The 23,309-nt window shown below is 58.2% G+C and carries 23 protein-coding genes and 4 tRNA genes; 12 read left to right on the top strand and 15 right to left on the bottom strand.

The window, feature by feature from the left end; genetic code table 11:
• Positions 1 to 46: 46 nt before the first annotated feature.
• From QWI16_RS18285 to QWI16_RS18260, 6 genes are all read right to left on the bottom strand, one after another.
• Positions 47 to 976, bottom strand: coding sequence for a DUF4892 domain-containing protein (locus tag QWI16_RS18285; RefSeq protein WP_302715429.1), 930 nt, complete (start codon positions 974 to 976; stop codon positions 47 to 49).
• Complete coding sequence (locus QWI16_RS18280) at positions 960 to 1,811, bottom strand: alpha/beta fold hydrolase (RefSeq protein ID WP_302715427.1); 852 nt, start codon at positions 1,809 to 1,811, stop codon at positions 960 to 962. The genes QWI16_RS18285 and QWI16_RS18280 overlap by 17 nt, the downstream gene beginning before the upstream one ends.
• Positions 1,812 to 1,865: 54 nt before the next feature.
• Complete coding sequence (locus QWI16_RS18275; protein ID WP_302715426.1) at positions 1,866 to 2,321, bottom strand: SixA phosphatase family protein; 456 nt, start codon at positions 2,319 to 2,321, stop codon at positions 1,866 to 1,868.
• Between the two features lie 10 nt (positions 2,322 to 2,331).
• The gene (locus tag QWI16_RS18270; protein WP_302715423.1) at positions 2,332 to 2,745 is read right to left on the bottom strand and encodes a DUF4389 domain-containing protein; all 414 of its coding nucleotides are present in this window, start codon (positions 2,743 to 2,745) and stop codon (positions 2,332 to 2,334) included.
• Positions 2,735 to 3,763 carry an NAD(P)H-dependent glycerol-3-phosphate dehydrogenase gene (locus QWI16_RS18265; RefSeq protein WP_302715422.1) on the bottom strand — a complete coding sequence of 343 codons (1,029 nt, stop codon included), beginning with the start codon at positions 3,761 to 3,763 and terminating at the stop codon, positions 2,735 to 2,737. Before QWI16_RS18265 ends, QWI16_RS18270 begins: the two co-directional genes overlap by 11 nt.
• Positions 3,764 to 4,342: 579 nt before the next feature.
• Complete coding sequence (locus QWI16_RS18260) at positions 4,343 to 4,843, bottom strand: flavin reductase family protein (protein WP_302715421.1); 501 nt, start codon at positions 4,841 to 4,843, stop codon at positions 4,343 to 4,345.
• Positions 4,844 to 5,096: 253 nt separating this feature from the next.
• Here QWI16_RS18260 and QWI16_RS18255 point away from each other — a divergent pair.
• From QWI16_RS18255 to QWI16_RS18220, 8 genes are all read left to right on the top strand, one after another.
• Positions 5,097 to 5,173 (top strand) — tRNA-Pro (locus QWI16_RS18255).
• A gap of 35 nt (positions 5,174 to 5,208) precedes the next feature.
• Positions 5,209 to 5,285, top strand: a tRNA-Arg gene (locus QWI16_RS18250).
• Positions 5,286 to 5,391: 106 nt separating this feature from the next.
• Positions 5,392 to 5,467, top strand: a tRNA-His gene (locus QWI16_RS18245).
• Between the two features lie 168 nt (positions 5,468 to 5,635).
• Entirely contained in the window at positions 5,636 to 6,487 is an 852-nt protein-coding gene (gene folD, locus QWI16_RS18240) for a bifunctional methylenetetrahydrofolate dehydrogenase/methenyltetrahydrofolate cyclohydrolase FolD (protein ID WP_302715418.1), read from the top strand.
• Between the two features lie 26 nt (positions 6,488 to 6,513).
• Positions 6,514 to 6,834, top strand: a complete 321-nt coding sequence (locus QWI16_RS18235) for a hypothetical protein (RefSeq protein WP_302715417.1) — start codon at positions 6,514 to 6,516, stop codon at positions 6,832 to 6,834.
• A complete protein-coding gene (locus QWI16_RS18230; RefSeq protein ID WP_302715416.1) occupies positions 6,835 to 7,644 on the top strand; it encodes a pseudouridine synthase in 810 nt (269 codons plus the stop codon). It begins immediately after the preceding gene.
• A complete protein-coding gene (rsuA, locus tag QWI16_RS18225) occupies positions 7,631 to 8,332 on the top strand; it encodes a 16S rRNA pseudouridine(516) synthase RsuA (RefSeq protein WP_302715415.1) in 702 nt (233 codons plus the stop codon). The genes QWI16_RS18230 and rsuA overlap by 14 nt, the downstream gene beginning before the upstream one ends.
• Positions 8,329 to 9,378, top strand: coding sequence for a methyltransferase (locus QWI16_RS18220; RefSeq protein ID WP_302715414.1), 1,050 nt, complete (start codon positions 8,329 to 8,331; stop codon positions 9,376 to 9,378). Before rsuA ends, QWI16_RS18220 begins: the two co-directional genes overlap by 4 nt.
• On the opposite strand, the gene QWI16_RS18215 is transcribed toward QWI16_RS18220, so the two are convergent.
• Both QWI16_RS18215 and QWI16_RS18210 read right to left on the bottom strand, forming a co-directional pair.
• Positions 9,355 to 10,086 carry a spermidine synthase gene (locus QWI16_RS18215; protein WP_302715412.1) on the bottom strand — a complete coding sequence of 244 codons (732 nt, stop codon included), beginning with the start codon at positions 10,084 to 10,086 and terminating at the stop codon, positions 9,355 to 9,357. The two genes, QWI16_RS18220 and QWI16_RS18215, sit on opposite strands and share 24 nt — an antisense overlap.
• The gene (locus QWI16_RS18210) at positions 10,086 to 10,718 is read right to left on the bottom strand and encodes a DNA-J related domain-containing protein (RefSeq protein ID WP_302715410.1); all 633 of its coding nucleotides are present in this window, start codon (positions 10,716 to 10,718) and stop codon (positions 10,086 to 10,088) included. Before QWI16_RS18210 ends, QWI16_RS18215 begins: the two co-directional genes overlap by 1 nt.
• A gap of 194 nt (positions 10,719 to 10,912) precedes the next feature.
• Between QWI16_RS18210 and QWI16_RS18205 the strand changes: the two genes are divergently transcribed.
• Together QWI16_RS18205 and ppnP are read left to right on the top strand one after the other, a co-directional pair.
• Positions 10,913 to 10,988, top strand: a tRNA-Asn gene (locus QWI16_RS18205).
• Positions 10,989 to 11,096: 108 nt separating this feature from the next.
• Entirely contained in the window at positions 11,097 to 11,378 is a 282-nt protein-coding gene (ppnP, locus tag QWI16_RS18200; protein ID WP_302715407.1) for a pyrimidine/purine nucleoside phosphorylase, read from the top strand.
• 7 nt (positions 11,379 to 11,385) lie between these two features.
• On the opposite strand, the gene QWI16_RS18195 is transcribed toward ppnP, so the two are convergent.
• Both QWI16_RS18195 and QWI16_RS18190 read right to left on the bottom strand, forming a co-directional pair.
• A complete protein-coding gene (locus QWI16_RS18195) occupies positions 11,386 to 12,882 on the bottom strand; it encodes an alpha/beta hydrolase (RefSeq protein ID WP_302715406.1) in 1,497 nt (498 codons plus the stop codon).
• Positions 12,879 to 13,550 carry a pseudouridine synthase gene (locus QWI16_RS18190; RefSeq protein ID WP_302715404.1) on the bottom strand — a complete coding sequence of 224 codons (672 nt, stop codon included), beginning with the start codon at positions 13,548 to 13,550 and terminating at the stop codon, positions 12,879 to 12,881. Before QWI16_RS18190 ends, QWI16_RS18195 begins: the two co-directional genes overlap by 4 nt.
• A 514-nt stretch (positions 13,551 to 14,064) precedes the next feature.
• On the opposite strand from QWI16_RS18190, the gene QWI16_RS18185 reads away from it, so the two are divergent.
• Positions 14,065 to 14,661: an acyltransferase gene (locus tag QWI16_RS18185; protein ID WP_302715402.1), complete on the top strand. Its 597-nt coding sequence runs from the start codon at positions 14,065 to 14,067 to the stop codon at positions 14,659 to 14,661.
• Here the strand turns inward: QWI16_RS18185 and QWI16_RS18180 are convergent, their stop codons facing one another.
• Genes QWI16_RS18180 through cysM form a run of 4 tightly spaced genes read right to left on the bottom strand, consistent with a single transcriptional unit; the run spans position 14,662 to position 19,428 of the window.
• Complete coding sequence (locus tag QWI16_RS18180; RefSeq protein ID WP_302715399.1) at positions 14,662 to 15,534, bottom strand: general secretion pathway protein GspB; 873 nt, start codon at positions 15,532 to 15,534, stop codon at positions 14,662 to 14,664.
• Positions 15,534 to 17,132: an ExeA family protein gene (locus QWI16_RS18175; protein WP_302715396.1), complete on the bottom strand. Its 1,599-nt coding sequence runs from the start codon at positions 17,130 to 17,132 to the stop codon at positions 15,534 to 15,536. The genes QWI16_RS18180 and QWI16_RS18175 overlap by 1 nt, the downstream gene beginning before the upstream one ends.
• A 44-nt stretch (positions 17,133 to 17,176) precedes the next feature.
• Positions 17,177 to 18,532, bottom strand: a complete 1,356-nt coding sequence (gene rlmD / locus QWI16_RS18170) for a 23S rRNA (uracil(1939)-C(5))-methyltransferase RlmD (RefSeq protein ID WP_302715394.1) — start codon at positions 18,530 to 18,532, stop codon at positions 17,177 to 17,179.
• Positions 18,529 to 19,428 carry a cysteine synthase CysM gene (cysM, locus tag QWI16_RS18165; RefSeq protein ID WP_302715393.1) on the bottom strand — a complete coding sequence of 300 codons (900 nt, stop codon included), beginning with the start codon at positions 19,426 to 19,428 and terminating at the stop codon, positions 18,529 to 18,531. The genes rlmD and cysM overlap by 4 nt, the downstream gene beginning before the upstream one ends.
• 368 nt (positions 19,429 to 19,796) lie before the next feature.
• On the opposite strand from cysM, the gene QWI16_RS18160 reads away from it, so the two are divergent.
• Positions 19,797 to 22,604 (top strand): response regulator, encoded by a 2,808-nt coding sequence (locus tag QWI16_RS18160; protein ID WP_302715392.1) that lies wholly within the window; start codon positions 19,797 to 19,799, stop codon positions 22,602 to 22,604.
• On the opposite strand, the gene recO is transcribed toward QWI16_RS18160, so the two are convergent.
• A complete protein-coding gene (gene recO, locus QWI16_RS18155) occupies positions 22,601 to 23,305 on the bottom strand; it encodes a DNA repair protein RecO (protein WP_302715391.1) in 705 nt (234 codons plus the stop codon). The two genes, QWI16_RS18160 and recO, sit on opposite strands and share 4 nt — an antisense overlap.
• Positions 23,306 to 23,309 lie beyond the last annotated feature (4 nt).

The following is a 23,309-nucleotide window of genomic DNA, read 5'->3' as shown; positions in this document are numbered from 1 at the left end:
CCGGGGCCCATCTAGCCTCACGCAAGCGGTTACAAACGCTTGCGTGCTATGGGGCGCTTTCTGTGCGTAGCAGCACCACATCCAGGCGGGCCTCCGCATCGCCCCGCCCGGCCGGCGCCAAGGCACCGAGGCCGACCACCTCTAACCTGTCAGCAGAGACACCCTGTTCCACCAGCGCCTTTTGCAACAATTCGGCGTAACCGAGCGAGACCTGACGCTGTGTTGCCAGCGGCTGGCGCTCGTAGTTGTGTCCCACCAGTGCCACCTTGAGCTGAGACTCACGTGCAAGGGCATCGGCAAGGGCTTTAACGTGGCTCGGAGCCAGCGACAGGGTTTGGCCCTGCCCTGCGTAGCGAAGCCCGGCAAAGACGGTAAAACCATCGCGGGTTAACTGGCGCACCAGCGTCGCCGGATTACTGGCCACCTGATAGCGGCTGGCACTGTCGCTGAGCAGTATCTCGAGCTGCACATAAACCCGCTTATTGCCACGCAAAACACTGTAAAGCGTCACGTAGACGCCAGCGTGTTCGGGAGCGGTAAGCTCATAGGTGCCAAAGTATTGGTACTGGTCAAGCCCGTAGAGCTGCAGAATATTAAAGTGATTAATGGCCCAGCTGTTAGAGTCACCGCACTCGCGCGCTTCGCAGGTATAAAGCTCGCGCAGAGGGTATTTTTGCAGCTGATCGACAAAGAATCGGTAACCATCCAGCGCTGAGTGGTTGTCCGGCAATTGATAGGTTTTGCGAATAAGCTCGCCACTCAAGCGCTGCTCATCTACCCGCCAGAGCCCGCGGACTTTTTTGTAGTTACCCAGGGCGAGCACATAATCGTTGGTGTTTTCTCGCGAGGAAAACACCAAGCGGGCGCCGGGAAAATCATCGAGCACTAAGGGCGGGTTTTGAGTATCGCGCGCCTGGGCCCCGAGCACACCGCAAAGCACCAAAACCGCTATCAGACCTTTACCGAAAAAACTCATTGACGCGCGCGGCCACCTCATCGACTTGATCTTCCATATGCAAATGATGCCCACCGGCAAGTTCGCACAACTCCAGGTTGGGATAACCGCGGGCCGCCTCGGCGAAACCCGGGAACAGCTTGGGCATCCCCTGATCGGCGAGAATAACACGGGTGGGCGAGCTTATTGTGGAGATAAACGCGTGTATCTGGCCCTTGGTTAACTTAAAAGAAGACGGCGCCAGCAATCGCTGATCAGTGCTCCATTGATAACCACCCTCAAGCTGGCGTACCCCGCGCTCGGTAAGCGCGCGGGCGGCCTGCTCGCTCAGGGGAAACATACCTTTGGTCCGTGCGCTCACAGCCGCGTCAATATCGGCAAACAAGCGCAGTGGTTTTTTTGCCAACTGCCGGGTCTCGATAATGGACTTGGCCAATTGGCGGGGCGCATCGGACGAGGCAATCGGCTCGGGGAAAAGTCCTTCAATCAGCGCCAATCGCTCAATGCGCTCGGCAAAGGCACTGCCCACCATGGCGGCGACGATAGCGCCGCGCGAGTGCCCGAGAAGGGAAAAACGCGGCCAGTTGAGCGCATCGGCAATGGCCAGCACTTCGGCCACGTCCTCCCATATATTGTAAGGAGCGGTACCTGGGCGGTGGCAACTCTGACCGTGGCCGGCCATATCCAGAGCCACCAGGTTAAGGCCGTGCAACTTGGGGGCGAGCCTGGCAAAACTCGCACTGTTGTCCAGCCAGCCATGCAGTGCCAGTACCGGTTTGCCAGATTCATCGCCCCATTGTTGGGCGGCAAAATGCAGACCGTCTATATCAAAAGAGATTTCGCGAGGTGTTGACATATCAGAACCCTGCCCATTCAAAAATCGCTGTGACAGTGTAGCCTGCTGCCGGGCTCAGGGGGCGAGCAGCCACTCGAGCCGGCCAAGATCGGCCGCGACGACGTCCAGACTAACGCAGGCGAGCGCCGAGGTTTCCATAGCGTGCGCCTCACTCGGGCCACACAGGTGATCGAGCAAAGCGCTGACCAGGGGCTGATGGCTGGCTAGCAGTAAAGAGGGCACATCGGCCCGGTAGATCTCTTCAACCAGCGCGCTCAGGCGTGCCTCGGGCACAAGGTTCTCGGTGGTGAAAATCGTATGGCCACGCAAACCGAGGACGTCGGCGGCGATTTCGGCCGTTTGCCGGGCCCGCACATAGGGGCTCGACCAGATAAGCGGGCGCCCCATAAGAGGCGCCTGCCGACTGACAATGGCGCGGACATCAGCCCTGCCGGAATCAAGCAGAGCGCGGCTGGCGTCATCCGTGCGGTGAGGCTCGGCGCGCCCGTGCCTTAGTACAAAAAGCTTCACACTCAAGCCACTACTTTGGTTCTTTCGGATCTGAGTCCATGTCCGACTCTGATGCCGGGTCGACAACGACTTCCGCAGGGGTTGGGGCAGGCTCGGCTTTGGCCACCGGCGGCTCGTCTTTCACCTCGGGCTCCTCGACAATAGGCGCAGGCTTGGGCCAATCGGCAAAAGGAAACGGCTTTTCGTCGGTGTTGTAGGTCAGAAAACGCAGTGCAGCGTAGATAAACTGCGACAGAGAGTCGCCCAGCTGACGCAAGTTGGGATTGTCCTTGCCGGTGATCAGCGCAAAGATAAACTGCACTATCACCAGAATCGACATGACAATTCCGGCCACGTACAAGATGACCGAAAACAGAAGCATAAACACCAGACGCATCCAGTGATCGGCAGACAGCAAGTTGGATTTCAGTTTTTCATTGTCCATGAGATTGTCCTATGTATTCCACATCGTAACTTTGTTCACCCAACATCAGTTCACGCACAACATCTGCAATGGCCCGACGCTCAAATAGTACACTGTACAAACCACTGACCAAGGGCATGTAAACGCCCATATCATCGGCCTTTTGCTTTACCTGGCGCAGTGTGTTTACGCCTTCGGCCACTTGGCCAAGCCCCGACACGACTTCATCGAGCGGCTGTCCCTGCCCCAAAGAGTACCCGACCCGGTAGTTGCGGCTCAAGTCAGACGTGCAGGTGAGAATCAAGTCACCCACACCGGCCAGGCCCAGAAAGGTCATGGGGTTGGCACCCATGACACCAGCAAAGCGTCCCATCTCGGCCAGCGAGCGCGTTAGCAGCATCGCTTGAGTGTTCTTCCCGGCCCCCAGCGCCGCCGCCATACCGCAGATAATCGCGTAGATGTTTTTCAGGGCACCGCCGAGCTCGACGCCACCGCGGTCGGTATTGGCGTAGACCCGAAAGGTCTCGGAGCGCAGAGTGCGCTGTACGCAATCAAACACCCGCTCGCTCTCGCTGGCGATGACGGTTCCGGTATGCTGGGCGGCGACAATCTCCTTGGCAAAATTGGGCCCACTGAGCACCCCGATGTCGTGCTCGGGAAGCTCTTGCTCAAGTATCTGACTCATCAGGGTAAAGCCCACCGGCTCAATACCTTTGGCCGTACTGACCACGATGGCATCGGGCTTCAGCAATGTCCTCACCTGCCGCGTTACCTGGCGAAACGAGTGGCTGGGTATGGAGACAAAAACCAGGTCGGTACCAGCGACGGCCTCGGCCAGGTCGGCCGTTATCTGCAAAGACTGGGTCAGTTGGTAGCCTGGCAGATACTTGCTGTTTTCCCGGCTGCTCTGACACTGTTCGGCGTTTTGCCCATCGCGCATCCACAAAAAGGTGCGATGACCGTTGACGGCGATGATATTGGCGATTGCCGTGCCAAAACTGCCGCCACCGAGCACTGCCACCTGAATTTTACTGTCCATCTAATTGATACTCTCCAGATCAAAAACCGGAATTGAGACTGCCGCTGCAGACTAAGGTTTATATATAAAACTTTTATTTAACCAACATGCGCTTAGATCATTCGATTCGAGCAAAAAATCGCCCCACCTGAATGTTACGTAACCAAGAAAACTGTAACGAAACTGCACAAATGACTATTAGCCAGTTTTTCCACAAAATCTGTGGATAACTTGGTGGATTATTTTTGGGAAAATCACCCGGAGCCCCGTAAATACTGGCCGACCTACAAATTGAACAATATTTAACCTTGCCAAATAAATACTTAAATATCAATAACTTAAGGTATGGCACCAGTGTTTTAGCGGCATTTTCGCCGGTATTGCCTCATCTCGGGCCGGGGCGCGCCACGGATGTGCATAAAAAGTTAGTGCTCCTTAACCGCAAACTTGCCGTAGACACAAAACTTTCACAAATCAAGCATAAAAATGACAAGAAAGTGTCATCTGCGGAATAATCGCAAGCCGATGCACTGCCCCAATGTCGTCGCGATTTCAGAGGTGTGCCAAGAAGCCAGAATGGCATTAATTTCAACGCAAGAGTTACCCTCGGTGCAATTCCCCGTAACCACCATTGTGGTACAAAAGTGGATTACTGTGTCGCTCGCTGACCAGTACATCGTCAATGCGTCCGATGACAATATGATGGGTGCCGTAGGTCACCACCTTGTCGGTCTTGCAAAAGAACACCGCCTCCGAGTCGGTCAGGTAGGGAATGGCATCCGGGCCCTCGAGCCAGTTTCCCACGCTAAAGCGGTCGTGCACCGGTTCGAAACCGGCGCAAACATTGGAAACCTGCTGTTGATCACTGCCCAGCACATTCACCGCAAAGGTACAGCCCTCGGCCTCCAGATGCCCCTGCAGAGATATTTGCTTGTTGATGCAAACCAGCAGAGACGGCGGATTATCGGAAACCGAAGTCACCGAAGAGACCGTCATGGCAAAGCGCTCGTCGCTATCCACCCGGGTGGACAAAACGCTGACGCCTGAGGCCAGGCGCCGCATACCCTGTTTCATGGCCAGCGCCAGATCGGTGTTGTGCATAGAACCTCCAGTACAGACAAGGGCGCTATTTTGACGACCCCCACCCACGGACACAAGCCCAGCGCACATTCCCGGCGCCCGCGGACAACACATGGTGTGCAGCTACTGGCCAAATTGACGAGTGTTTAGGCCGTTTGGGTTGCGTTTAGACGATGGTTCGACAAACTTTCTGCAACCGCGGTTTTTTCGTTGACGAAGGCACGGGGCATCGGTATTATGCGCACCTCTTGAAACGTGGGTACCACGTAACGGACGGAGTGTAGCGCAGCCTGGTAGCGCGTCTGCTTTGGGAGCAGAATGTCGGGGGTTCGAATCCCTCCACTCCGACCATCTACCGAACCTGTCAGGTTCAGTATTCCAGCAATGCGCCCGTAGCTCAGCTGGATAGAGCATCCGCCTTCTAAGCGGATGGTCGCAGGTTCGAGTCCTGCCGGGCGTGCCATCTGGCTCCCGCTCGGGATCAGGCAGCGTTTCAAGATGGGTTGTACGCTTCTGTATCGCCCAACATCTGTTGAATGTCCCGCCCGACAGGGACACACACCGCAATGGTGGCTGTAGCTCAGTTGGTAGAGCCCTGGATTGTGATTCCAGTCGCCGGGGGTTCGAGTCCCCTCAGCCACCCCATTTTTTATCCCGCCCGCCCTGCATCTACCTTATGTGTTACGTCTGCTGTCGCGCCTTCAGTACACAATAGATCAGTCGCTTTTGCGGTTGGCGAGCGGGCATCGGCTGTGGGAAAATAATCATCAGTCACCAGCCTGGATTTTTCTTTAAAAAAGGTACTCACATCCCATGTCCGCACTTGTACTCGATGGCAAGGCACTTGCCGCCAAAACCGAACAGGAACTCTCTGCCCGCGTCGAGGCCATCAAGGCCGGCAGTGGCGGACAGACACCCATTTTGGCCACCATTTTGGTGGGCGATGACCCGGCCTCCGCCACTTATGTGCGCATGAAGGGCAACGCCTGCGAGCGCATTGGTATGGAGTCGGTAAAAGTGGAACTGCCCGCTGCCACCACCACCGAGCAGCTGCTGGCAAAAATTGAAGAGCTTAACGCCAACCCCAATGTCCATGGCATATTGCTGCAGCACCCAGTGCCCGAGCAGATCGACGAGCGTCTGTGTTTTGATGCCATCGCCCTCGAAAAAGATGTCGATGGCGTAACCTGCCTCGGCTTTGGCCGCATGAGCATGGGCGAGAGCGCCTACGGCTGCGCCACGCCCAAGGGCATTATGCGTCTGCTTGAAGCCTACAATATTGAACTGTCGGGCAAGCACGCGGTGGTGGTAGGCCGCAGTCCGATTCTGGGTAAACCCATGGCAATGATGCTGCTCGGCGCCAATGCCACGGTCACCATTTGCCATTCTCGCACCGAGAACCTTGAGGCGCACATCCAACAGGCCGACATCGTGGTCGGCGCGGTCGGTCGACCAGAATTTATCAAAGCCGAGTGGATTAAAGACGGCGCGGTCGTGGTCGACGCCGGTTACCACCCGGGTGGTGTTGGCGATATCGAGCTGGCGCCGCTGGTAGATAGAGTCGCCGCCTACACGCCGGTACCCGGCGGCGTCGGCCCCATGACCATCAACACCCTGATTTACCAAACGGTCGACTCCGGTGAGAAGTCTATTGCCGCTGCTTAATGGCCCATTGCGAGAACAGCAAGACCATGGATCGTCTTAAGATTGCCCTGGCAGCCGGGTTGCTCTGCGAAGCCGCGGCCGCCGACACCAACTACCACTACGTCTGCACCCTGAGCGACAGCCGCCGGGTGATTGAGGTCGCTTACCTAGTGCCGGAGCAAGCCGTGCCGTGCGAGGTGCGCTACCAAAAGGACAATGAGGACAGCGACGTTCTCTGGCGCGCCGACAACCAGGAAGGTTTTTGCGAAAGCAAGGCAAAGCAGCTGGTACGTCAGCAGCAGGCGTGGGGATTTACCTGCACCAGCGACAACCTGCCCGAACACACCAACAGCTTGTCGCGCTACTGAATGAACAGCGCCACACTCACGGGGCAATACGCGAATGCCCGCGCGGATAAGCCACTAGACATTGTCTTTCAGGACGAGCAGCTGATCGCCATCAATAAGCCCAGCGGTCTGCTGGTTCACCGCAGTCCTATCGACAAGCACGAAACGCGATTTGCCATTCAGCTACTGCGCGACCAGATTGGCCAGCGCGTCTACCCGGCCCACAGGCTGGACAAGCCCACTTCGGGGGTGTTGTTGTTTGCCCTGTCCCCCGACACGGCGCGGGCGCTGAACGAGCAGTGGGAAGCGGGCTTGGTGCAAAAACAGTATCTGGCCATTGTCCGCGGTCACGCCCCGGCGAGCGCCCGTATCGATCATGCCCTGCGCTACAAGCGCGACGACTATGGCGATGCGGATAAAAGCCACGCGCCGCTGCAATCGGCCATAACCGAGGTACATACCCTGGCTCAGGTTGAGTTGCCCGAAGCCGTGGATCGCTACCCCAGCAGCCGCTATTCTCTGGTCAGTTGCCAGCCGTTAACAGGGCGCAAACATCAGCTGCGCCGTCATCTGAAACACATCGGCCATCCAATCATCGGGGACGCCAAACACGGCAAGAGCATCCACAATCATTTCTTTGCCCGGCGTTTCGGTGCCGACAGGTTACTCCTGGCGGCGGTACAACTGACGCTGAGTCACCCGGTCCGCCGCTCGCCCCTGACCATTAACGCACCGCTGACCGGACGCTTTGCCAGCGTCATTGAAGCGCTCGGCTGGCAAGCCGCCCTGCCCCGTCAATGGCTTGCAGAGCAATCTCATGCGGCTGGATAAGTTTATCGCCCACGCAACGGGCCTCAGCCGCGCTGACGTCAAGCATCGTTTGAAAGCCGGCGCCATTGCCTGCAACGGCCTGATTGAGCGCAAAGGCGCAACTCACATTGCGTTAACCGACTCGGTCACCCTCGATGGTCAAACGCTGCAGCTGCCCGGCCCGCGCTACTATATGCTGCATAAACCCGCCGGTGTTGTCTGCGCCAATTCCGACGCCGAGCACCCGACCGTTTTTGACTGCCTGAAAGATCTGGACACACGGGCATTGCAGATCGCTGGCCGTCTCGACATTGACACCACCGGTCTGGTGTTACTCACCGATGACGGCCAGTGGAACCACCGAATCACCTCGCCGCAACACGACAAACAAAAACGTTACACGGTCACCACCGAAGATCCACTACACGCGAGCCTGGCGGAGCGGTTCGCCGAAGGCATTGCCCTGCACGGCGAGCGCCACGCCTGTCGCCCGGCTGAGCTTTCGGTGATAGACACACACCGAGCTCAGCTGGCGATCAGCGAAGGCAAGTACCATCAGGTCAAACGCATGTTTGCCGCCTGTAGCCACAAGGTAACCGCCTTGCACAGAGACGCTGTGGCCGGCATTGAACTGGATGAAAACCTGCAACCCGGCGAGTACCGGGCACTCACGGCTGAAGAAATCGAGCGGGGAAATCAACCACAATGATGAGCACCGACCCGGCCCTGCAGTGGCTTTTGCAGCAGGCAAGTCCAAAGGGTGACAGCCTGTGGCTGTGCGACGAGCATTTTTACGGTTTTGAGCAACAGTTGCCGGCGACTGAAAACCACCGCTATCTCTGCAATCGCTATGACATCGCCCAGCGAATGCGGGCAGCCGGCTGCCAGGTCAGCTTCAATGACTTTGATGCCGAAACTATCCCCGAGGCATCGGTGGAGACAGTGTTCTACCGGCTGTCAAAAGAAAAGCCGGTGGTCCATCACCTGATGAACACCGCCGCGCGGGTGTTGCGCCCAGGCGGCGTGCTGCACATTGCCGGGCTAAAAAACGAAGGTGCCAAAACGCTGCTGGAAAAGGCGGCAGCCTGCCTGGGAACGACCAAAGCCACGCGCAAAAATGGCCTGGCCTATGTGGCCAGCTTGCCCAAGCAGAGCAGCAATAGCGTCAAACTGGATGATCAGAACTACCATCAGCTCCGCCCGCTGAACAGCGACGCAACCTATCTGAGCAAACCGGGTGTGTTCGGCTGGCAAAAAGTGGATGCCGGCAGCGCCTTTTTACTTGCAACACTCAAAGCTCAACCACGCCCCTGGATAACCGAATCGCTGCTCGATCTCGGTTGCGGCTACGGCTACCTCGCCTTTGCCGCCGCCCGGGAGCTCGCCGAAAAAGCGCCGAGCACCCTGGCACTTACCGATAACAACGCCGCCGCCCTGCTCGCCGCCAAGGCCAATGCCGAACGCCTGGGACTGAGCGCAAGCGTTATCGCCAGTGATGCGGGAAGAGAAGTCCAGGGCGAGTTCGACACCATTTTATGCAACCCGCCCTTTCATCAGGGCTTCGCCTTGAGCGAGGATCTGACCGGGCGCTTTCTCACCAGCGCGGCACGCCACCTGCGCAAAAACGGCAGCGCCTTCTTTGTGGTGAATGCGTTTATTCCCGCAGAAGAAAAAGCCAGGCCCCTTTTTAAATCTGTCCGCACACTCGCCAACAACCGCCAGTTTAAAGTGCTACAACTGTCTCAGACTCAGTGAGTCCGGCCAGGATTCGCCTCTTGCGGCAAGGGCGCGCTTCACCCTTGTCGCTTTATCACTGACCGTCGAGCCGTAAAATGCGCCTATGGCGTTATCGTAGAGACGATGCTGCCAGACCCAGCGGCTGGCAAAATCAAATCGGCCGGCACCGGCGCAAGGCGCACAGGAAAAAACCTCGGCCTGCTCGGCAAAATTGGCAACCAGTAAACCCTGCGTGTGCAAGAGGCGAGCGAGCTGACGATACCAGCGATCGTTCAGCTCGACGACCCGTGAGGGCTCTCCGGCCACTCCGCTGAATAAATCGTCCACAATCACATCAAACACGGGACCACGGTAGTGGCGGACAAAAGCCAGAGCATCGGCGCAATACAGCGGCGTATTTTGCGCCCGGACGCCGAAGTAGCGCCGGGCAATGGCCAGGTGTCGGCGACTGATGTCCACCCCGATGATCAAAGCCCCGGGATAGAGAGCGTGGAGTTTGCGAATCACGGCCCCACCGCCCACCCCGAGCACCAATACCCGGCGTACCCGCTCAAACGGCAGGGCCAATACTGGCAGCCACAACAGGTCCCATAAATTGCCCTCCAGCAGACGCAGAGGATGGTACTGGCTGTGAAAAATACCCTCGGTGTACAACCGGACGCTGGCGCCGGCGCGGCGCACCTCACAGCGCTGACCAAATTCATCAAACCCGCTGTACACCTGCATCAGCGGCGCTCCACCGACTGCTCCAGCACCGACATCGCCCAGTTAATCTGCTGCAGCTTGGCGGTGTCGCCGCCGCGATCGGGGTGCGACTCCATAGCCAGGCGACGATAGCGCTGTTTGAGCTCGCTATAGCTGACTGGCTCGCTGAGCGCCATGACCTCAAGGGCCTCACGCCTATCGCTGTCAGCCACCGGTCGCTGCCCGAGCGTGCGCCAAAAATCGTCCAGCAACTGGCCGACGCTCTCATCCGTCGCCTGTTCAAAGTGTTGCCAGTCGAGGTAATAAGCCCTGAGTTTCGACTCCCGGCCGCTACCCATCGCCTGCCCCACCGCCTCGGCCACGCGGTAAACGCGCACCTCCAGCAGGCCAATATCCAGCGCCAAACCCTCTTGGCCCAGCTCATCACGCAGCTGGTAGAGCGCGTTAAACAGGGCAAAATGCGCTTGAAACAACTGTTTGGGGCAGGCCGCAAAGTCCTCGGGTAAAAGCCCCCTGGCCACCAGAATCTTGATCAAGGCATGCTCGCTGTAACACTGTCCAGGCTCAAACAGCAGCTCACGCACCACAGGCAAGATGGGGTTGGCGGGCGCCTTATTGGCCCCTAACGGGGTGAAAGCTGGCTTATCGTTCATGCCGTGATTATAGCCACGCCACTCGTTATTGACGAATTGGCCCAGCGCTATGCCGTTGAATTGCTTAGAAATAATGCAAACTGGGGAGAAAATACCCAAAGGCTTTGAATTCTGGTATTTTTTCCCTAAAGGGGGTTGACCTCGCCATGGAGGCTCTATAAGATGCGCACCACTTCCAGCGAGGAAGTCATCGATCCGCCTTAGCTCAGTCGGTAGAGCAAATGACTGTTAATCATTGGGTCGCTGGTTCGAGCCCAGCAGGCGGAGCCATATTAAAAGGGCCGCACAGAAGTGTGCGGCCCTTTTTCGTGGACCAAAGAACCGTTTTTCACAGATCCACGGCCAACCACCAGATGTCCAACCCTAAAGGAATTGACCATGTTCAACGTCAACAACTACTTTGAAGGCAAAGTTGCCTCCATCGCCTTCAAGGGTGAAAAGCTGCCCGCCACCGTCGGTGTGATGGCCCCCGGCGACTACGAGTTTGGCACCAGACAAAAAGAGTATATGAGTGTGATTAGCGGCGCACTGACGGTTAAGCTGCCAGGCTCCGATGAATGGGTGACCTACAGCGCGGGCGAGACCTTTGAGGTGGAAGCCAACCAGAAATTCGGCGTTAAGGTCGAGTCAGACACCGCCTACCTGTGCCTCTACGAATAAGTCTCTCTCATTCGGCGCAGGACGCAATGCGCTCGCGCCGGGCACTGATAAAATCCTCCAGCTGCGCCAAGGCGCAGGGCCTGGCACCGAGAATATGGTGACCCGTCGCCGGAAACTCTGAGCGGTGTATCTGAGGATAAACGCGCTGCAGGCTGGCCGACCATTGAGGTGGGGTAATCGGATCAAACTCACCGCTGAGCAGCATAACTCTCGCTCTACTGTGCGATAAGTCCGGCAACACCGGCGGCTCGGCCGCCGGCCACTGATGGCAGATCTGATCGCGCCAGAGTGTCTGTGTATAAGCGGCGAGCTCGGGGTAGCGAGCCACTTGCCGATTGTAGGCAGCCTCCTGCCCCACGGGATTGTCTCGACAGTCCACGGCCAAAAATGTCAGGGTATTGACCGAATCCGACAGCGCCTGTTGAACAAAAGTGTCCATCAGGGCCGCCACTGCCTTGCGCTCGCGAGCCCGGCCATCGGCCAGCGCGGCCACCAGTGCCGACCAACGCCTGTGATGATAACTCGCCGCAAAAACCGCCGCGAGAAAGCGGTGATCGTTCACCAGAACTCGTTTAGGCAATCCCTCAACCCTGACATCGACGCGCATGGGCATGCGGGCCAATTCGTCGAGCAGATCGTACAATTGCGATAAGAAGCTGTCTTTGTCGAGCGCTAAATCAGGGAAACGGCTATGCCACTGCTCGGCACACGAGGACTCGCTGGCGCAGGCAGCAGCGAACTGCTCCAGTGCGCCCGCAAGCGTCTGCGGCCAGACGGCCACTCCCCCCTCTGCGGGTGGGTAGACAGAATCGAGCACGATGGATTGAAGCCCGGGAGCATCGGCCAGGGCCAGGCCTAGACGAGTGCCGTAGGACACACCGAGCAGATGCCAGGCATCCAGCCCCAAAAGCGATACCAGGGCTTTGATATCCTGCACACTGTGTTGCGTACCCAGAGCCTGCGGGTTAAAGCCCGCAAGCTCCGCCAGGCAATCGTCCAGAGCCTTCCGACCGTGGGCCCACTCCTGCGCTAACGTTAAGTCGGCTTCCAGCAACTCGCGGCCCAGGGATTCGTAAGCCGGGCACTGCCACGGGGCGCGGGGGCCGGTGCCGCGCCGGTTGATCAGTATCAGGTCGCGCTTTAGCCCGGCGTAATCGCGAAAGTGGCCCCAAGAGACCAAGGCAGCTTTATCCATTTCCAGGCGCAAACCCGGCCCGCCCTGCAGATAAACCAGCGGCGAGGCCTGCTTGTCTGACTCGGTGTAACGCAAGACCGCCACATCAAGCTCAAAGGTGTCTCCAGAGGTCAACAGCCTCGCACAATCCACATCGGGCAAAACGTCGCCCGTATCCCGGCAAGGCAACCACACCAATCGATAGGTTGGCGCCGGCGGCTTTTGTTCAAGCTTTGCCTCCCCGGAAAACCGGGGCAATGCGAGAAAAAGCACCGCAACCAGTGTACCAAGCAAAACACCCGCGCCCCATAGCGCCGCTCGCTGACTCACAGCCGGGGCCACTGCAAGGCAGCGGGGTCGAGGCGCGCCAGGGCCGTCGCAAAGGCGTCACCGTCAAACAGCTCGCCCGTCTCGGGTAACGCCCGAAAGCGCTCGCGCTGACCCGCTAGCGTAAATGACAACTCGTAAGCGTGCAGATAGGCGCGATCGGCCGGTGCGCCACCATAGAGGGTATCGCCCAGGATGGGGGCGCCAACGCTTTTCAGCGCCACCCGTATCTGGTGGGTTCGACCAGTAAAAGGTTTGACCATAAACAGGCGGTGCCCCGGTATCAGAGCCGTGGAGAAAAAAGCCGTCTTCGCCGGATTGTCGCGTGTTTTCGTCAAACGCCAGGCGCCGCGACGAGCGCTTACCATATCGCCGATGATACCGCCTTGTTTTTTCGCGGGCTTTTTGGCAGAAACCGCCAGATAGAATTTTTCTACCTGAGCGCTGGCGAATTGGTCACACAGTTGTCGATTGGCCTCAGCGGTTTTCGCCATCACCACCAGGCCCGAGGTCATTTTATCGAGCCGGTGCACAGGGTAGAGACTGTCGAGCCCTTCACCGCACTTGACCGCAGTGAACAGACCCGCTTCGCCTTGGTGATTGTGAAAATCAACGCCAGCGAATTTGTGGACCACCAGGGCCGCGTCAGACTGCCAGAGAAGTTTGTACATAGTTATTACGCAAGCTGGTATAAAAAAAACGGCTAAGACCGAGAAAAACTAAACAGGCAGTAGTTTCAAATCGCCAAAGTGCTAGACTGATTCCAGGTGTCCGTTCGCCATCAGCGCCGCTGAAGTGTAAGGGAAATCTCTCCACAGGACGGAGCAAGCCACTTCAGGAGCTACTGCAACAACCGGAACGTAAAAACGGGAAACGCCTGACACGTTCATTTGAGCACAGGGACTGCGCCGAGAACGCCGAGGCAACCTGAGAGCGTCCACTCGATGCTCCACCGACTGTTTAACCACGCCCTGGTTCTGCGTGTTACGGTGATCCTACCACTGATTCTCATGGCGCAACGAGCGGCGGACACCTTCTTTCCCTCTAGTTTTCCCTCTTGTGCCTGTAGCTTTCCTTTGCGGTGAATAGAACAGCTCGCTCAGGCTGTCCGATGCTCATTCATCCCTTCAAAAACTAGCGGTGAGGATTGGTGTAGACTGTGCTCTTTTCAGACCGCACGTCGATATGCCTGACTACACCGCCCAGCACAAACAACGGCTCAGCTATATGCCCTGGCTGTTTTACCGCCTGAAAGCTAAACACCTCGAATGGGCCGCCCCTTGGCAAGCCGAGATCCAACAAGCACTGCAAGAATGCGAAACCGTCAGCCTCGGGCGACAGGTGTTTATCGCACCAGGGGCGCACATTTTTGCCGAGCCCGGCCGCGAAGTGATCATTGGCGATTACAGCTATGTGGCGGCTGATGCGGTTATACACGGGCCTGCGCGCATTGGCGAGCGGGTGTCGATTAATCACCATGTGTCGATCGACGGCGGCGGGGCCGGCGTGCGCATTGGCGACGATTGCAGGCTGGCAGCCTACGCCCACCTCTACGCGTTTAACCACGGCCTTGACCCCGGGCGGCTGATTCGCAAGCAGCCGGTCAGCTCTCGGGGGATTGAGCTCGGGCGGGATGTCTGGTTGGGCAGTCACTGCGGTGTTACCGATGGCGTGATCATGGGCGACGGCTCTATCGCCGGTATGAACAGTGTGGTCACCCGCAACGTGGAGCCGATGACCATCGTCGCCGGCAACCCTGCACGCCCCATCGGCCGGCGCTAGCTACATATTCACCCAACTCGACAGGGCCTCCAGCTTAAAGTGGTGATCCCCGTGGCGCATGACCACGCCATCCTCAGTGATCACCTCAATCGTCAGCTGACCGGGCAAGCGGTCGCCCTCGCCCCAGGCCTGACCGTTTAACACCACGCGGCTACTGCCTCCGGCTTGATAATCGTGCAGCGCGTACATGAGCGAGGGAATAGCATTTTGCACCGCCAGGGGCAAATCCCGTATCCCCCCCACTGCGGGAAAATCCTCAAGGCGCTGGCCGCCGCTTGCAGACTCCGCTGCCCGGCTCGCGGTTTCAGCTGCACCGGCATTTTCAGGCGTCTGAGGCGCACGCTGATAGAGCTGCGCCACTTCATCACCTGTCGAGCTCTGTTTACTCGAAGTGGAAGAAGCGGAAGACGCGTCTGCTATCTCACTTTGCACCGACTCTGACGCGCCCTGAGTCTCGGCACTCACAGCCACTGGCGGATAGGCCTCACCGATCATACTCGGCTCCGCGGGTGCTTGGGTTTGCTCGGTCTCGGCGGGAGCATCGGCGCCAGGTGCAGTATCAGCGGGCTTGAAAGCAACCGGCGCTGGCGCCACACCCTTGCTCGGCAGGCTATCGACCCCTGTACTGCCGCTTTCACCACCAGTAACAACCGTGGACACCGCAGGCGGCACCGGCTCGGGCAGATCGCGCTCAAGCAGCAGCCAAATCACCAGGGCGATCAACGCCAACACCAGTGCGGCCAGGCCCAGCAATAACCAAGGCGCCGCTGCACTCTTCGTCTGGCCCGTCACTGACGGCCCGATACCCGCAGGCTGGTGCTGATTGCTGCGCTCGCGATCCGCTTTTCTCAGGGCATCCAGTAACAATGACATCAGGGCTGCTCCTGCCACTGGAGCGTCGGGTCCAGCCCGAGCATTTCATTGAGACGCAAAATGGTTTTCTGGCCGAGAATACCATCGACCTCAAGCCCGGCGCGGCGCTGGAAAATTTTCACCCGCTCAGCCAGCGCGCGGTTGTAGCGATCATCGGTCAGGGGCGAGTTCTGACCATCAATGGTGACAAATTGACTTGCCAGCCAGTTTACCGCCGGACCGCGATCGCCCTCACCGATGGGGCCAAAATATCCGGGCGGGCGATGCCAGGCGTAGACAACCCGACCCGTCCATTGGGGGCCCAGCTCTTTGAGCGGCACCTCAATCCGTTCGCCACTCTCGTCGAGCACTTGCGCGCGATTGCCCGCCAGCGCAACAAGCACGGTATAGGCGGTAAAGCGCTCCTCCGTGGTCAGTGTCAGCACCACCGGGCGATTCAGCTGCGTCAGTGACTCCCAGGTGTCGAGACGCTCGGTCTCGCACTGCAGGTCACTGCCGCGGCCCTGCCAGCAACCGGCGTTATTCTCAGGCAAGCCGAACTCACGCAGCAGCAGCGTTTGTGCCACCGGCAGCCGTTGAATCACATAGGCTTTTACCGCTGGCGCCACGTCCGCCTCAGGCGCCACCTGCGGCTCGGCGGCGATGTCGGCCACAGGCGCCTGTGGCACCGACGCCGGTTCGCGCTGACTCTGGGGCCAGAGCACTGCGGCGAGAATGATCAGTAGCAACGCCGGGACCAACACCAGAACCCACCCAGGCGGCGTCCGGCGAGCGCCGGGTTCTCGCAAACTGCCGACCACCTCTTTCTTTGCAAGACGAAAGATACTGCTGTCAACTTTGTGTTTGTTGTGCCCGTAGAGCCCCACCAGAGCACGCTCACAAAGGATGTTGATGCGTCTGGGAATACCGCCGCTAAACTTGTGTATCTTGCGCACAATGGCCGGCGGAAACGGGTTGCGATCGCCAGTGAGCCCTGCCACTTGCAGACGATGGGCAATGTAGGCACGCGTCTCGGCGAGCGTCAGGGGGTTTAGGTGAAAGCGCGCGGTGATGCGCTGGGCCAATTGGCGCAGACGCGGCTGCGACAAGAGCCGATTGAGTTCCGGCTGGCCCACCAGAATGATTTGCAGTAATTTTTGGGTGTTGGTCTCAAGGTTAGTCAGCAGCCGAATCTGCTCCAGCGCCTCGGGCGAGAGCAGCTGCGCCTCATCAATAAGTAGCACGGTGTTTCTGCCGCGACGATGGTTGTCGAGAAGATATTGGTAGAGCGCATCGGTCAATGCCTTGACACTGGTTCGGTTGCGGTCGTAGTCCACATGTAATTCATCGCAGATCACTTCGAGCATTTCGGGCACTTCCGCCATGGGATTGAACACCATGGCGATGTCCGTGTTCTCCGGCAACTGCTCAAGCAGGGAGCGGATGATGGTGGTCTTCCCCGTGCCGACCTCACCGGTCAATAGCACAAAGCCTCCGCCACCGACCCCGTAGAGTAGATGCGCCAACGCCTCTTTGTGCTGGTCGCTCATATACAGGTAGCGCGGATTGACGGCGATGGAAAACGCCGGCTCGCTCAGGCCAAAGTACTGATGGTACATGCGCAGGTATCGTCCTTATTTCTCTGGCCTGATCATACCGGCTTTTATTGGCGTGTAAACAGCGCCATGATTTCAAGGTGAGACGTTTGGGGAAACATTTCCATGGTACCTAGCTGCGTCAGGCGGTAGCCCTGCTGGGTAAGAATACCGGTATCGCGGACAAATGTGGCACTGTCGCAGGAGACATAGAGGATGCGCCCGACACTCTTGATACCACCAAGCTGCTCACAAATCTCCCGCGCACCGGCGCGTGGTGGGTCGAGCAGCAAGGTATCAATCTGGCCGGTTCTGCCGAGCAAACGGCCCATTGGCTCGCGGGTCAGGTCACAGGCGAAAAACGAAAGATTGCCAAGCCCGTTATAGGCCGCATTTTCCCGGCCGCGGGCCACCATGGCCTCGACTGCCTCGACGCCGCTCACGCGCCCCGCCAAACGCGCCATTGGCAGGGAAAAATTGCCGATACCGCAAAACAAATCAAGCAGGTGCTCGTGAGGCTGTGGGGCCAACAGCTCAAGGGCCTGATCGATCATGGCGCGATTGATCGCCGGGTTGATCTGGGTAAAGTCGCTCGGGTGAAAACTAAGGCTCAACGCGCCGTCTGCCACGCGATAGCGAAGGCGCGGATCGACAGGTTCACCCGCCAAATTCAGCAGCTGCATGGGATCCTTGGCCGGCTGCAACCAAACAGTCGCACCCTGCGCATGAGACCACTCGGTCAGGGTTTTCAGGGCACTGGCTGGAAGTGCCTGGGTATGGCGGATAACCAGGGCGGTCAAAGCTTCAGCTTGAATAAAATCCACGTGAGTGACCGGTGTTAGCACCTGCTCTTGCAGCCATGCCCGCAAAGGCGCCAATAGCGCCGCCAAAGGCGGTGCCAGCACCGGGCACTGCTGCAGATCGACCAGCACCTTGTCGCGCGCCTGACGAAAGCCGAGGCTAACCCTGCCCGTTTTATCAAATTGAACCCCTAGACGCGCACGCGAACGATACCCCCAAGGCTCGCCGGTCAGAGGAGGCAAAAGTGGCGCCGGGAGCTCCAGCGCACGGCGGCGCAATTGATCCAAAAGCCCGGCCTGCTTAACCGCATGCTGAGTCTGCTCTGCCATGTGCTGCAGCTGGCAGCCACCACAGCGTCCAAAATGCACGCAGGGCGCCGCCACGCGTTGGGATGAGGGTTCGATAACCTCCAGCGTGCGCGCCTCGCAAAAGCGCGATTGCTCGTTAACCAGCTTGGCCAGAACTGTTTCGCCTTCGAGAGCGCCGCTGACAAACACAGCCTTGCCGCCGTGATGGGCAAGGCCACGGCCGTCGTGGATGGTCCCGTGAACGCTCAGCTCAATGGGGTCGGCAGAGGGCCTTGTTGCCGGACGAGAGCGCGGTTTACCGCGACGCGATTTCATGAGTGAGTATTGAACAAACCGGATGAAAGGTAGCGATCACCACGGTCACACACAATGGCGACAATCACCGCGTTCTCCAGTGTTTCGGCCATCTCCAGTGCCGCCGCCACAGCGCCACCGGAGGAGACCCCGCAGAACACTCCCTCACGCCGGGCGAGCTCGCGCATGGTGTGCTCGGCGCGCGCCTGGGACATACTGACGATACGGTCCACCCGCTGCTCATCGTAAATCGCCGGCAGGTACGCCTGCGGCCAACGGCGGATACCCGGGATGCTGGCACCGTCTTCAGGCTGCAGACCAATCACCTGGACCTCGGGGTTTTGCTCTTTAAAGTAGCGTGAGCAGCCCATGATGGTACCTGTGGTCCCCATGGAGCTGACAAAATGCGTCAAACGCCCCTGGGTTTGACGCCAGATTTCAGGCCCTGTGCCCGTGTAGTGAGCTTCTGGGTTGTCCAGGTTGCCAAACTGATCCAGAACCTTGCCCTTGCCTTCGGCCTGCATCCTCAGGGCTAAGTCGCGGGCGCCCTCCATGCCCTGCTCTTTGCTCACCAAAATAAGCTTGGCCCCATAAGCCGCCATAGAGGCTTTGCGCTCTTCGGTGCTGTTATCGGGCATGATGAGGGTCAGCGGATACCCCTTGATCGCCGCCACCATTGCCAGAGCAATCCCAGTATTGCCACTGGTGGCTTCGATGAGCGCATCGCCTGGGCGAATGTCGCCGCGCTGCTCGGCCCGGCTGATCATGGACAGCGCCGGGCGGTCTTTGACCGAGCCTGCCGGATTATTGCCCTCGAGCTTTAATAACAGCGTATTGCTGCTGCCTGCGGGCAGCAGGCGTTGCACACGGACCAAAGGCGTATTGCCTACGCAGGCTTCAATGGTTGGAAAATCCATAGGGACCTCTGAGCTTTGAGGGGTAGCAAGCAATTGTCATCGCAATGGGCCGCAGCGACCAGGGTACACATGGCCTAGCTGGATAGCCTACCTGGCCAAGCGCCGCTGATAACGCACAGGTTCGTCACAAGTCGGGGCAAGGAGACATCCGCCTACCGTTCGCGCCCTGTGAGGCTTGCAGCTGCCAGCAAAAGGCGACTATTCTAGGCCCTGCTCACCCTAATTTGAAGGTCGCGATGAGAATATAAGCGCGCGCAGGACAGTCAGCGGCGCAAGCACAAGACGACCCATACATTTACTGGCATTACAAGCCAGTGTAGGGTATCCACCCACTCGGGCCTCATGACCATCGCTGATCATAACAACCCATGAAAACAAGCAGTGTCAAAACCGAAGTCTGGCGTCTTATCTTGCTGCCCGCCATCAGCATCACCCTGCTGTTGTCCGCGACCCTGACGTTTCTGTACATCACCAAGCTCGACAGTTTTGTTGACCAGCGCGGGCGCACGCTCGCCGAAAAAACCGCGCATCTGGCGCACATCGCCATGCGTAGCGACAGCCCTGAGCTGCTGCAGCAATTGATCAAGTCCACGCTGGAGGAACCGCTGGTAAGGGCGGTACACGTCTTTGACGAGATCAACAACGAGAATCATCACACCGGGCCGCGGTTTCAACCGACACTCGCCGATGCCGGCCCGGTCAATGGCGCCGCGCGGGTAGCACGGACTGAGCACTCGACCCGCTTCGCCTACCCTATCGTGAATGGTCAGGGCGAGAAGCCGTTGGGCTGGCTTGAGATAGAGCTGGTGTTGTCGCCCTACTGGGTAACCGTTTATCAGATGTTGCTCATTGTCGTGCTCGCCACCACCGCCTGCCTGCTGCTGGCCGGTTATCTGGCGGTCAAGCTGCACGCCAATATCACCGATCCTTTGCACCTGATCGGCACTGTTATCGACCAGCTGAGCAAAGGCCAGCTCGAAAGCCGAGTGAAAGGACAGTTCGCCTATGAGTTTGAAAAGCTCGCCGAGGCGGTCAACACCATGGCGGACTCTCAGGAGCAGGCGCAGCACGATATGCAACTGCATATCGATCAATCCATGGAGGATCTGCGGGAGACTCTGGAAACCATTGAGGTGCAAAATATTGAGCTGGACATGGCGCGCAAAGAGGCGCTGGCCGCAAGCCAGATCAAGTCGGAGTTTCTCGCCAACACCAGCCACGAGATCCGCACACCCTTGAATGGCATTATCGGCTTTACCAACCTGGCACTAAAAACGCCACTGGAAGATAAGCAGCGCGGTTACCTGCAAACCATTCACGACTCTGCGCAAAACCTGCTGACTATCATCAACGACATTCTGGATTTTTCCAAAATCGAGTCGGGCAAACTGGTGCTCGATTATGTCCCCCTGCCGCTGCGTCAGGTGGTGGAGTCGGCAGTCGACACCCTGGCCTTCGAGGCACTGGAGAAAAACCTGCAGATAGTCACCGTCATCGACAACAGCATTCCGCCGCAACTGATGGGAGACCCGCTGCGGTTTACGCAGATCATTTCCAACTTACTCGGCAATGCGATCAAGTTCAGTCAACGCGGCACCATCAGCATCGATATTACCCTGGAGCATTTCGAGGAAAACCAAATAACCATCAAAGTCGCGGTTACCGATGAGGGTATCGGCCTAACCCAAGAGCAGCAAGCACAACTGTTTTCCGCCTTTGCCCAGGCTGACGCATCCATATCCAGGGAGTACGGGGGTACCGGGCTTGGCTTGGCAATCTGCAAGGGGTTGGTGGATCGCATGCACGGCAGCGTTGGCGTGCGCAGCGAACCGGAAAAAGGCGCAACCTTTTGGTTTACCGCCAAACTTGGTGTCGACCCCAACTACGCTGCACCGGAGCAAAACTGCCTGCGCGGCAAACGGGTACTGATTTGCAGCGACAGCGAGCTTGGGTATCGCCAGCTCGAAAGCCTGGCCGACTGCTGGCAAGCCTTGACCCTGTGGATCAATTCTATTCACGATATTTTTCCCACTCTGCGCAAGGAGCAGGCGGCGGGCTTTCCCTACCACCTGATGATTCTCGACGTCTCGCCCGACGAACGCAAGCTACCACCGGCACTGCTCGGCAACCTCGCCGAGCAGCTGGAGCTTGAATTTTCCTGCAAGGTGATTGTTTGCTGTATGCCCGCCCACCGGCAAATGTTTGAACAACACACCAACAGTCGCACAATTGCCTTCGTGCAAAAGCCGATTACCTATGAGCACTTGCTCGACGCCATCAGCGACAGCCTCGGCGTGGACTTATCCACCGGCGAGCAACCGGAACCTTTAGCCAGCAGCATCCCAGAGCGCCATGTCCTGTTGGTGGATGACAATGAAGCGAACCTGCAGCTGACCACCGAGTTCCTGCGCGACCTCAATGTTGAGGTAACCCAGGCACACAGTGGCGATGAAGCCATTGCCCTGTTTCAGCAAAATCGTTTTGATATTGTTTTTATGGACATTCAAATGCCGGGAATGGACGGCATGGAAACCACGGGCCATCTGCGTCAGCTCGAAATTGAAGAGGGCAAACGCACCCCAATCGTTGCTTTAACCGCGCACTCAATGACTGAGCATAAAACAGACCTGCTGATTGCCGGCATGGACGATTGCATTCGCAAGCCCGTCACCGAAGAGCAGCTGGCGCATATGCTCGATCGCTGGACGAAACGCAAAGACACCCCTCAGGACGCCATTGTATATGCACCTCAAGCTCCCGCCGAGCCCACCCCGTCACAACGCGTTCATGCCTCTAGCGGACCGGTTAACATCAGCCAGTGCCTTGCGCTGGCCAATCAAAAGGTCGACCTTGCAAGGGACATGTTGGTGATGTTGATTGATTCGCTACCCGCAGAGCAAAAGCGCATCAACGGGCTTGCCGCCGATCAAAACTGGAGCGAGCTGCGCGAGCCCATTCATAAACTTTATGGCAGCAGCTGCTACTGCGGCGTACCCTATCTACGGGCTCTGGCAGGCTTGCTGGATAAAGCCCTGCAAGCGGATCAAACAGAATCTGTCGTGCCCATACTAGAAAGCCTGAACCGCGCTATCGATGAGCTTTTTGCTTGGGCTGAACGAGCAGATATCGACCAGGCCTTTGCCGAGGCTGTGCAATCCGCGCCCGAAAATGTTTAGGGAGACTTGAACAGCGCGCGCGACTGTAGAGGTCGGCTGCCCAGCAGCGGTTGCAACAACGCCCGGTTCACACGTTTCGCCAAGCGTCGACTTTGCGGAGTAGGCGCGGCGTCGGAGGCGACAGCCAATATCTGCTCGCCGCAGTACAAGGAATCATGCGCCTCAAGGCCCACGGGAACAAAACCGGCTTCGCAGTCGAGCCGGTAGTAGGCATCAGGACGAATGGGGGAATCCGAACCGGCTTCTTCGCGCCAGCTGATGGCATAACCGAGCTCGGCCAGCAGGCGAGTTTCAAAGTGGCGCAACACATCTTCAACAACTGCGCCGCCGGATAACCCCTCAAGGGCGTTGCAGTAGTCAGAGTAGACAGAGGGATGGGGGTCGGCCTCAGGCAAAAGGCGCACCAGCAACTCATTCAAGTAGAGCCCGGAAAACAGCGATGGGCCCAATAGCTGGGGGCGCACGCCCGAGGCTTCAAGATGAGTGACGAGCTTTAAATCGCGCTTTCCTTGCAGCGATATCAGTAGCGGGATAAAGGGGTTAAGCAAAGCGCGCTGCGAACTTTTTTTTTGCCGCTGGCCTCGGGCGATGCCGGCAACAACACCCGCATCTGGGGTCAAAAAGCGAACGATAAAGCTGGTATCACGGTAGGGTTTGGCGTGTATCACATAGGCCGGCTGTAACTCGAGTCGCTGAATCATGGCG

Origin of the sequence: Gilvimarinus algae, assembly GCF_030518215.1 — a bacterium.
Classification (GTDB): domain Bacteria; phylum Pseudomonadota; class Gammaproteobacteria; order Pseudomonadales; family Cellvibrionaceae; genus Gilvimarinus; species Gilvimarinus algae.
This window is presented reverse-complemented; position numbering and strand designations above follow the sequence as displayed.

Excerpts from the sequence above, each read along its gene's own strand:
- folD (WP_302715418.1), top strand. The coding sequence starts at position 5,636 with ATGTCCGCACTTGTACTCGATGGCAAGGCACTTGCCGCCAAAACCGAA.
- QWI16_RS18280 (WP_302715427.1), bottom strand. The coding sequence starts at position 1,811 with ATGTCAACACCTCGCGAAATCTCTTTTGATATAGACGGTCTGCATTTT.
- rsuA (WP_302715415.1), top strand. The coding sequence starts at position 7,631 with ATGCGGCTGGATAAGTTTATCGCCCACGCAACGGGCCTCAGCCGCGCT.
- QWI16_RS18285 (WP_302715429.1), bottom strand. The coding sequence starts at position 976 with ATGAGTTTTTTCGGTAAAGGTCTGATAGCGGTTTTGGTGCTTTGCGGT.
- QWI16_RS18260 (WP_302715421.1), bottom strand. The coding sequence starts at position 4,843 with ATGCACAACACCGATCTGGCGCTGGCCATGAAACAGGGTATGCGGCGC.
- cysM (WP_302715393.1), bottom strand. The coding sequence starts at position 19,428 with ATGGATTTTCCAACCATTGAAGCCTGCGTAGGCAATACGCCTTTGGTC.
- rlmD (WP_302715394.1), bottom strand. The coding sequence starts at position 18,532 with ATGAAATCGCGTCGCGGTAAACCGCGCTCTCGTCCGGCAACAAGGCCC.
- QWI16_RS18185 (WP_302715402.1), top strand. The coding sequence starts at position 14,065 with ATGCCTGACTACACCGCCCAGCACAAACAACGGCTCAGCTATATGCCC.
- QWI16_RS18215 (WP_302715412.1), bottom strand. The coding sequence starts at position 10,086 with ATGCAGGTGTACAGCGGGTTTGATGAATTTGGTCAGCGCTGTGAGGTG.
- QWI16_RS18175 (WP_302715396.1), bottom strand. The coding sequence starts at position 17,132 with ATGTACCATCAGTACTTTGGCCTGAGCGAGCCGGCGTTTTCCATCGCC.
- QWI16_RS18270 (WP_302715423.1), bottom strand. The coding sequence starts at position 2,745 with ATGGACAATGAAAAACTGAAATCCAACTTGCTGTCTGCCGATCACTGG.
- QWI16_RS18180 (WP_302715399.1), bottom strand. The coding sequence starts at position 15,534 with ATGTCATTGTTACTGGATGCCCTGAGAAAAGCGGATCGCGAGCGCAGC.
- QWI16_RS18235 (WP_302715417.1), top strand. The coding sequence starts at position 6,514 with ATGGATCGTCTTAAGATTGCCCTGGCAGCCGGGTTGCTCTGCGAAGCC.
- ppnP (WP_302715407.1), top strand. The coding sequence starts at position 11,097 with ATGTTCAACGTCAACAACTACTTTGAAGGCAAAGTTGCCTCCATCGCC.
- QWI16_RS18265 (WP_302715422.1), bottom strand. The coding sequence starts at position 3,763 with ATGGACAGTAAAATTCAGGTGGCAGTGCTCGGTGGCGGCAGTTTTGGC.
- QWI16_RS18220 (WP_302715414.1), top strand. The coding sequence starts at position 8,329 with ATGATGAGCACCGACCCGGCCCTGCAGTGGCTTTTGCAGCAGGCAAGT.
- QWI16_RS18210 (WP_302715410.1), bottom strand. The coding sequence starts at position 10,718 with ATGAACGATAAGCCAGCTTTCACCCCGTTAGGGGCCAATAAGGCGCCC.
- QWI16_RS18190 (WP_302715404.1), bottom strand. The coding sequence starts at position 13,550 with ATGTACAAACTTCTCTGGCAGTCTGACGCGGCCCTGGTGGTCCACAAA.
- QWI16_RS18230 (WP_302715416.1), top strand. The coding sequence starts at position 6,835 with ATGAACAGCGCCACACTCACGGGGCAATACGCGAATGCCCGCGCGGAT.
- recO (WP_302715391.1), bottom strand. The coding sequence starts at position 23,305 with ATGATTCAGCGACTCGAGTTACAGCCGGCCTATGTGATACACGCCAAA.
- QWI16_RS18160 (WP_302715392.1), top strand. The coding sequence starts at position 19,797 with ATGAAAACAAGCAGTGTCAAAACCGAAGTCTGGCGTCTTATCTTGCTG.